Here is a 7,995-nt window from a genome sequence, read left to right as displayed (position 1 = left end):
GGGCTACCGCGAGGTGGCCCTGCCGGAGGGTTGCGGCGGCAGCTCGGCCTGGCAGCTCCAGCAGCGGCTGCTGCTGCTGGGGACTGGCTGCTTCGATCGTTGGGCCGGCTGGGGGGAGGTGGGCCTGGCCACTGCGGGCACCGCCACCGAGCAACTGGTCGGTCTCGGGGTGCCCGTGCTCTCACTGCCGGGGCCGGGTCCGCAGTTCAAGCGCGGGTTTGCGCGGCGCCAGAGCCGCTTGCTCGGGGGAGCGGTGCGGACCTGCACCTCAACGCAGGCCATGGCCGTCGAACTGGAGCGACTGCTGGGGGATGCCCAGCTCCGCCAGCACCTGGGGGCCATCGGCCGGCGACGGATGGGGCACCCAGGCGGCAGCGAGCGGCTGGCGGCCCTGGTGGACCGGCAGCTGCTGGCCCCGTCCCAGGGATGATGGGGCTTCTCCTCACTCAGGCGCGTCCCCGATGCCAGCACCGATCGACCGGGCCTACGCCACCGTCACCGGTCAGCTGGCCACCCTGCTGGGGGTGAGCATCGCCGCAGCCCGGCGCCGGGTCGACCAGCAGGCTGCCCGGGAAGGGACCCGGGCGCCAGGCGAACGCATCACCATCGCTGAACGCATGATCCAGGAGGCCCAGGGGGGGGCCAGGGCCCAGGGTCAGCTGCTGGATGCGCTTCTGGTCGCCGAAGACGACGAAAGCGGCTTCATGGTCGAGGACTGATCCTCGGCATCACTGATCGCCTGGACCGTCAGCGGGACTGCGAGGAATGCTCGAACACCGAGCCGAAACGACTGCGGTCGAGATCGGCAAACACCGGCAGACAGGCGAAGCAGCGGCGGGCCAGATCAAGGCGCTCCTCCCGCTCGAGGATGGCGGCCAATGCGTGACGAGCGGCCAGCAGGTAGCGGACATCGTTGGCGGCATACACCAGCTGGGCCTCGCCCAGGTCTTCAACCCGCCCCCAATCGCTGCTCTGCGACTGCTTGTCGAGTTCCACCCCCACCAACTCCTGCACCACCTCCTTGAGTCCGTGACGGGAGCTGTAGGTGCGGGCCAGGCGGCTGGCCACCTTGGTGCAGAACAGGGGCGCCACGGCGATGCCGAGGCCTTCCCCCAGAGCCGCCAGATCGAAGCGGGCGAAGTGGAACACCTTCTCGATCGCAGGACTCTCCATCAGTTCGCGCAGACGCGGCGCCTCCTGCTGGCCCCGGGCAATGCGGATGCAGCAGACGTTGTCGAGGTGGTCGGCGATCTGCACCAGGCAGAGACGGTCGCGTCCATGGACCAGCCCCATCGCCTCGGTGTCGACCGCCAGGGCCGGAGCCTGGGCCAGCAGGCTGAGCCATTCGGCGTCGAGATCCCCCTCGAACACTGCAAAACGATGGGGGGTTGAGGCAAGGGCCGGGGGCATGTGCGCAGGAGCAACCAACGCCATCGTGCCGAAAGGGGGAGAATGGGGCGCTTCCGCCCTGGATCGCCCGCGTGCCGTTGCCCCTGTCCCCCGCCCTGGGCTCCACCCTCCTGCTCACCCTGCTGCTGGCCATCGGCCTGGTGTTCTTCCTGCGCGCCGCCAGCAAGGACCGCACCACGGTGGTGGATGTGCAGTCACCGCGGCCGGCCCTGGAGGTGCTTGACGGCCTCAGCCAGTGGTTGAGGCAGCGGGGCTGGCAGGCGGAGGCAGGGGATCCCGAGCGGCGGGTCCTGCGCTTCCGCGGCCAGGTGGGAGCCAGTGGCAGCCTGGCACTGCTGCTCTCGTTTCTGGGAACGGTCGGGGCGGCCTGTCTGGGCCTGGTGCTGCGCCAGCTGCTGCCGGTGCTGGGCTGGTGGCCACTGCTGCTGGCCCTGCTCGGGCCGCTCGCCGGGCTGATCTACCGGCGGAGAGCAGCCCGCCAGGAACTGGTGGAACTGCGTCTGATCAGCGACGATGACGCTCCCCTCAGTCAGCTGCGGCTGCGGGCCCACCGCGACGAGCTGATCGCCCTGGAACTCGAACTCGGGCCCCGCCTGCAACTGGCCAGTGACGGAACCCTGCTGAGTTCCCCCATCTGAACCTGAGACCATGGCGCACCGTATCAACAGCCCATCTTCACAACGGTCCTCGACGCGCCCGCGCCCCCTGGGCTGGGCTCTGCTGGGGCTGGGCCTGGTGCTTGTGCTGGGCAGCACCGCCGAGGCCCCGGCGAGGCTCGCCATCGATCCACTCACCGGGCCCCGCACGCCACTCAACAAGGACTGGATCGGCCGCCGATCGCTGGCACCGGGCACACCGATCCTGGTGATGGCCGGCCACGCCGATTCCCAGGGCATGGCCGGATCAGGCACCAGCGGTGAAGCGGTGGATCGCTTCGGAGCCCAGCCGATGCTGGCCGGCATCCGCGATGAGCTGTACTGGAATCTGCTCACCGCCGAGAGGGTGGTGATGCTCGGACGCCAGCGCGGGTTGCCGATCAGCCTCTATGTGCCGGCCCAGCGCAGCATCGCCGACGGCGATGACCCCCGCACCAACTGGAGCGTTGGCAGGGAGCATGTGCGCCGGGGAGGGTATGCCATGGAGATCCACTACGACGCCTATGGACCTGACGGCTTCGGCTCGGGACTGATTCCGCCGCTGCACCAGGCCCCGAGCCTCCTCGACGAAAGTCTGGCCGCCTCCTTCGGCGCCTTCCCTGTTCAGTTCCGCGGCGGGCTGGGCGCACCTCGCCGGGGCATCGCCATCCTCGAGATCGGCAAGCTGGAGAGTCCACTGGAATCGGCCCTGAGGGATCCAGGCAGCCGGGATGCCGCACTCAACGCCATCGCCGAGCGGGTAGTGCTGGCCCTGGAACAGGGAGTCAGCCCCCGAACAGGACAACTGCCGGCCACCTCCCTGGGCCCTCCCGCAACGCTCCCCTGAGCAACGGGACGGCATTCTCAGGCAGGGGATCCGGGAGTAGTCAGTCGAACGCACCCCGGGATCGGCAGATCTCCTCCAGGGCTGCATCCCCGAACCAGTCCTGGGGCTTGGTGAACACCTCGGTGACCAGGGCTTCGCGGCTGCCGGGCTCGGGGCTGTAGCCGTACTCCCAGCGCACCAGCGGCGGCAGCGACATCAGGATCGACTCGGTGCGGCCGTTGGTCTGCAGACCGAAGATCGTGCCGCGATCAAACACCAGATTGAACTCGACATAGCGGCCACGGCGGTAGAGCTGGAACTGGCGCTCCCGCTCCCCGTAGGCGATGCCATGGCGCTTCTCCACGATGGGCACATAGCTGGGCAGAAAGGCATTGCCGCAAGCGCCTGCCAGCTGAAACAGCTGCTCCCAGGTGCGGGGCACCGCGCCTGTGGCAGCCGCCACGGCCGCGGCCGGGCCGCCGGGGTCCTGACCTTTGTAGAGCGCTCCGGCAGGATCCTGGTAGTCGTAGAAGATGCCGCCGACACCCCGGGTTTCACTCCGGTGCTTCAGAAAGAAGTATTCATCGCACCAGGGCTTGAAGACGGGATACAGCGCAGGATCGACGCTGTCACAGGCCCCCTGCAGGCTGCTGTGAAAGTGGCGGGTATCCACCAGGAAGGGGTAGTAAGGGGTGAGATCGGCGCCGCCGCCGAACCACCAGACCGGCCCCGCCTCGAAATAGCGGTAGTTGAGGTGCACCGTGGGCACATAAGGGTTGCGGGGATGGAGCACCATCGACGTGCCTGTGGCAAACCAGCGCTGGCCGGCGGCCTCAGGCCGCTGGCTGAGGATCGAGGGGGGCAGCTGATCGCCCTCCACCTCGGAGAAATTCACCCCGCCCTGCTCGAAGATCCGGCCGGCCTTCATCACCCGCGAGCGGCCGCCTCCCCCCTCCGGCCGCTCCCAGCTCTCCTCTTGGAACACCCCTTCGCCATCAAGGGCCTGCAGGCCGGCGCAGATGCTGTCCTGGAGACCCATCAGCAGGTTGCGGGCACGGGCGCGGGAGTCGGCCGGAGGATGCTCCAGGAGCCGGGCTCCCCCCGGGCCCTTCTCCCCGTCGGCCACGCCCGTCTGTCCCTGCTCCGCCACTGACGATCACGCCCCGCCGGACGCTCGAAACCTCTCCACCATTCCAGCCCGTCGAACCGGCGCACAACCCCTCGAGAGCCTCTGTCATGGGGGTGGCCCCTAGGATCGACCCTGATGCCGGCACCCACGGATGGCCACAGCTGAACAGGCTCTCGCCGCCCTCGAGCCCCTCTGCGACGCGGGCACGGGACGAAGTCTGCTCGAACTGGGCTGGATCCAGCAGGTGCGTCCCCAGGGGAGCCGCGTGGTCTTCAGCCTGGCGCTTCCGGGCTACGCCACCAGCCAGCGGGAGCGGATCGCCGCCGAAGCCCGCGAGGCGCTGATGGCCCTGGAGAGCATCAACGATGTGCAGATCGAGCTGGCCCAGCCCAGCGGTGGCGGCAGGTCCGAGGGATCACCGATCGGCGGTGCGGGGCACGGTCCCGGTGGCGGCGGCAACCTGCCCGAGCGCCAGGGCATCCCCGGCGTGGGTCGGATCATCGCCGTGAGCAGCGGCAAGGGCGGCGTGGGCAAGAGCACCGTGGCGGTGAACCTGGCCTGCGCCCTGGCCCAGAGCGGCCTGCGGGTGGGACTGCTCGACGCCGACATTTACGGCCCGAATGCCCCGACCATGCTCGGGGTGGCCGATCGCACCCCCGAAGTGCGCGGCAGCGGCAATGAGCAGGTGCTGGTGCCGATCGAGACCTGCGGCATCGGCATGGTGTCGATGGGGCTGCTGATCCAGGAGAACCAGCCTGTGGTCTGGCGGGGGCCGATGCTCAACGGCATCATCCGCCAGTTCCTGTACCAGGCCGACTGGGGTGAGCGAGACGTGCTGGTGGTGGACCTGCCCCCCGGCACCGGTGATGCCCAGCTCACCCTGGCCCAGGCGGTCCCGATGGCTGGCGTGGTGATCGTCACCACCCCCCAGCGGGTGTCGCTGCAGGACGCCCGCCGTGGCCTGGCGATGTTCCTGCAGATGGGGGTTCCTGTGCTGGGCGTGGTCGAGAACATGAGCATCTTCATCCCCCCCGACCGGCCTGACGCCAGTTACGCCATCTTCGGCAGTGGCGGCGGGGCCACCCTGGCGGCCGAGGCCGGAGTGCCCCTGCTGGCCGAGCTGCCCCTGGAGATGGCGGTGGTCGATGGGGGGGACCAGGGCTGCCCGGTGGTGATCGCCAGACCGGAGTCCGCCACGGCCCGCGCCTTCCAGACCCTGGCCCAGCGCATCAGCAGCCTCACCCTGGCCACAACCTGATCGCAATGGCCTTGCTGGGCAGCCGGCGCAGCATGTTCTCGGCGGCGCGGCCGGCCAGGCGGCGCCCGCTCGAAGGGGTGGATCTGGTGCTCTGGGGCATCCCCCTGGCGATGGTGGTGGTGGCTGGGATTCTGATCGCCAGCACCCAGCGCCAGGCCCCTTATGCCGTCTGGTATCAGCACTGGATCACCGCGGCTGTGGGGATGGGCCTCGCCCTGGTGCTGGCCCGGATCCCGCTGGAGCGGTACCAGCCGTTCCGCTGGCTGATCTACGGGGTCATGGTGGCGAGCCTGGTGGCGGTACGGGTGGTGGGGGTCAGCGCACTCGGCGCCCAGAGCTGGATCAACATCGCCGGCTTCAACGTGCAGCCCTCCGAGTTCGCCAAGGTGGCGGCCATCCTGCTGCTGGCGGGTGTGCTCGCCCGCCATCCTGTGGAGCGACCGGTGGACCTGATCCGGCCCGTGGCGATGATCAGCGTGCCCTGGCTGCTGGTGTTCGTGCAGCCCGACCTGGGCACCTCGCTCGTGTTCGGGGCCGTCCTGCTGGTGATGATGTTCTGGTCGGGCATGCCTGGAGCCTGGCTGATGCTCCTGCTGTCGCCACTGTTCACCGCCATCCTGGCGGGCACCATCCCCTGGGCCCTGGTGGCCTGGATTCCGGCCATGGGACTGATCGCCTGGCGTTCCCTGCCCTGGAAGGCCCTGGCCACGTCCTTGACCCTGGCCATTCAGGGCGTCTTCGCTTTGGGCACTCCCTGGCTCTGGTCCCACGGCCTCAAGGACCACCAGCGAGCCCGCCTGACCATGTTTCTCGACCCCTCCCAGGATCCTCTCGGCGGGGGGTATCACCTGCTGCAGAGCACGGTGGGGATCGGCTCGGGTGGGCTCTGGGGCACCGGCCTGATGCAGGGCCATCTCACCTTGCTGCGCTTCATTCCCGAGCAGCACACGGATTTCATCTTCAGCGCTCTGGGAGAGGAAACCGGCTTCATCGGCACCACCCTGGTGGTGGTGGGCTTCGTGGTGCTGATGTGGCGCCTGCTCCAGATCGCCGGACGGGCCCGCACGGATTACGAATCGCTCGTGGTGGTGGGCATCGGCGCGATGCTGATGTTCCAGGTGGTGGTGAACATCAACATGACCATCGGACTGGGGCCGATCACAGGCATTCCGCTGCCCTGGCTGAGCTACGGCCGCTCGGCGATGCTCGTGAACTTCATCTCCCTGGGGCTGTGCGCCTCGGTGTCCCGCCACGGCCGCCCGCCCCAGCGGCGATGGTGAGCCTGGCCGTCCTGAGAGCTCGGCTGGCCGAGGGGGTCCCGGCAGGCCGGAGCGATGAAGACACCGCAAGACGGCAGTGGTGGGCAGCTCTGGCCACCCTTCAGGATGACTTCCTGCCGCCTCTGCAGCCACTGCGGGGGGTCTGGCTGGCCTCGCCACTGCCGGCGCTCTACGAGCCGGAGCTGCTGGAGCCACTGCAGGGCTGGGTCTGGGCGCCTCCGCAGATCGCCGGTGGCCTCAGCCCCTCAGGCCCCCTGCTGCCTGGTACGGGCACAGCCGACACTGACGAGGCCCCAGGCCGCACCAGCCCCTTCGAACGTCTGGCGCTGGAGCCTGAGGACGGCACCGACCCCCTGCTGGTGCTGATCACACCCAGGCTGCAGCTGGCCATGACCCTGGAGGGCAGTCCACAGCAGCGGCAGCTGGTGCTGCGATTCGATCCCACCACCCTCTCGGAAACGCTGGCTCTGGTGGATGAGCGCCTGCAGGCCACCGCCCCCCAGGCCGCCCTGCGCCTGCGCCAGGCCCTGCAGGCGCTCGGTCCACTGCGCAGCGAGGAGAGCATGGCACTGCAGTTCTGGCCGAAGCTGGCGGAGCGACTGGCGGCGATGGCCCCGAGCCTGACCCTGCAGCCCCTGATTCACGGCCATGAGGGCGACCAGGCGGAGAGCAGCGGCGAACTGGCCCTGCTCGAGGCCCTCACCCACGAGGTGCGCACCCCCCTGGCGACGATCCGCACACTGATCCGTTCGCTGCTGCGGCGCGCTGACCTCCCGGCGGTGGTCCGTCAGCGGCTGGAGCAGATCGACGGGGAATGCAGCGAACAGATCGACCGCTTCGGCCTGATCTTCCATGCGGCCGAGCTCCAGCGGCAGCCAAGGCCACGCCAGACCCTGGCCCGCACCGACCTGGCCCAGCTGCTGCAGGGATTTGAGGACCTCTGGCAACGACAGCTGGAACGCCGGGGTCTGAAGCTGCAGCTGGAGATCAGCGCTCAGCTGCCGGCGGTGCTGAGCGACCCGAACCGGCTCGAAACGATGCTGGGCGGCCTGGTGGATCGCTTCATCCGCAGCCTCCCTTCGGGCAGCACGGTGCTGATCCGGCTGCAGCCGGCAGGGTCGCGCCTGAAACTGCAACTGCGCTGCACCAACCCGCCCGGAAGGGAAACGGCGCTCCCCAGCACCCCCGAGGACGACACCGCCGCCGATGTGGGCCCCGTGCTGCGCTGGAATCCGCTCACGGGCAGCCTTCAGTTGAGCCGCCAGGCCACCCAGCGCCTGTTCCACAGTCTGGGGGGGCGTTTCACGGAACGGGCCGGTCAGGGACTGACGGTTTTCTTTCCTGTGGCGGGCCACAACACAGGCGCCGACGGGGACGTTTGTTGACGGGTGTGAAGAGAGCTCTCCGCCAGGGAGGCCCCCCCAGATTGCAGTGCTAGCTTCCAGCCGACATGGTCC

Annotated in this window: 8 protein-coding genes and 1 pseudogene; 7 read left to right on the top strand and 2 right to left on the bottom strand. The window is 69.2% G+C overall.

The window, feature by feature from the left end; all coding sequences use genetic code 11:
* Positions 1-430 (top strand): annotated as a pseudogene (locus tag VB734_RS09915) (sugar synthetase); the annotation flags it as partial.
* A gap of 31 nt (positions 431-461) precedes the next feature.
* Positions 462-719, top strand: coding sequence for a hypothetical protein (locus VB734_RS09910; RefSeq protein ID WP_197162189.1), 258 nt, complete (start codon positions 462-464; stop codon positions 717-719).
* Positions 720-747: 28 nt separating this feature from the next.
* Here the strand turns inward: VB734_RS09910 and VB734_RS09905 are convergent, their stop codons facing one another.
* On the bottom strand, positions 748-1,410 hold the full coding sequence (locus VB734_RS09905; protein ID WP_231594568.1) for a ribonuclease D: 663 nt from the start codon (positions 1,408-1,410) through the stop codon (positions 748-750).
* A gap of 83 nt (positions 1,411-1,493) precedes the next feature.
* On the opposite strand from VB734_RS09905, the gene VB734_RS09900 reads away from it, so the two are divergent.
* Both VB734_RS09900 and VB734_RS09895 read left to right on the top strand, forming a co-directional pair.
* Positions 1,494-2,048, top strand: coding sequence for a cofactor assembly of complex C subunit B (locus VB734_RS09900; RefSeq protein ID WP_197167408.1), 555 nt, complete (start codon positions 1,494-1,496; stop codon positions 2,046-2,048).
* A gap of 10 nt (positions 2,049-2,058) precedes the next feature.
* Positions 2,059-2,892: a dehydrogenase gene (locus VB734_RS09895; RefSeq protein ID WP_197162186.1), complete on the top strand. Its 834-nt coding sequence runs from the start codon at positions 2,059-2,061 to the stop codon at positions 2,890-2,892.
* 40 nt (positions 2,893-2,932) lie between these two features.
* Here VB734_RS09895 and hemF read toward each other — a convergent pair whose 3' ends face one another.
* On the bottom strand, positions 2,933-3,997 hold the full coding sequence (hemF, locus tag VB734_RS09890; protein WP_322782642.1) for an oxygen-dependent coproporphyrinogen oxidase: 1,065 nt from the start codon (positions 3,995-3,997) through the stop codon (positions 2,933-2,935).
* 154 nt (positions 3,998-4,151) lie between these two features.
* Here hemF and VB734_RS09885 point away from each other — a divergent pair, with 154 nt between their 5' ends.
* The 3 genes from VB734_RS09885 to VB734_RS09875 are packed head-to-tail and all read left to right on the top strand — an operon-like array spanning position 4,152 to position 7,923.
* Entirely contained in the window at positions 4,152-5,258 is a 1,107-nt protein-coding gene (locus VB734_RS09885) for an Mrp/NBP35 family ATP-binding protein (RefSeq protein WP_197162184.1), read from the top strand.
* A 5-nt stretch (positions 5,259-5,263) separates the two neighbouring features.
* Positions 5,264-6,538, top strand: a complete 1,275-nt coding sequence (gene rodA / locus VB734_RS09880; RefSeq protein ID WP_197162182.1) for a rod shape-determining protein RodA — start codon at positions 5,264-5,266, stop codon at positions 6,536-6,538.
* The gene (locus VB734_RS09875) at positions 6,532-7,923 is read left to right on the top strand and encodes a HAMP domain-containing sensor histidine kinase (protein ID WP_322782328.1); all 1,392 of its coding nucleotides are present in this window, start codon (positions 6,532-6,534) and stop codon (positions 7,921-7,923) included. The genes rodA and VB734_RS09875 overlap by 7 nt, the downstream gene beginning before the upstream one ends.
* The last annotated feature ends 72 nt before the right edge of the window (positions 7,924-7,995 follow it).

This window comes from Synechococcus sp. BA-124 BA4 (assembly GCF_034931165.1).
Note: the sequence above shows the minus strand (reverse complement) of the source record. Positions and strands in the feature narration are given on the sequence as shown.

What these genes read in the sequence shown, in the direction of transcription:
- VB734_RS09895 (WP_197162186.1), top strand. Translation starts at nt 2,059, where the DNA reads ATGGCGCACCGTATCAACAGCCCATCTTCACAACGGTCCTCGACGCGC.
- rodA (WP_197162182.1), top strand. Translation starts at nt 5,264, where the DNA reads ATGGCCTTGCTGGGCAGCCGGCGCAGCATGTTCTCGGCGGCGCGGCCG.
- VB734_RS09875 (WP_322782328.1), top strand. Translation starts at nt 6,532, where the DNA reads ATGGTGAGCCTGGCCGTCCTGAGAGCTCGGCTGGCCGAGGGGGTCCCG.
- VB734_RS09910 (WP_197162189.1), top strand. Translation starts at nt 462, where the DNA reads ATGCCAGCACCGATCGACCGGGCCTACGCCACCGTCACCGGTCAGCTG.
- VB734_RS09885 (WP_197162184.1), top strand. Translation starts at nt 4,152, where the DNA reads ATGGCCACAGCTGAACAGGCTCTCGCCGCCCTCGAGCCCCTCTGCGAC.
- VB734_RS09905 (WP_231594568.1), bottom strand. Translation starts at nt 1,410, where the DNA reads ATGCCCCCGGCCCTTGCCTCAACCCCCCATCGTTTTGCAGTGTTCGAG.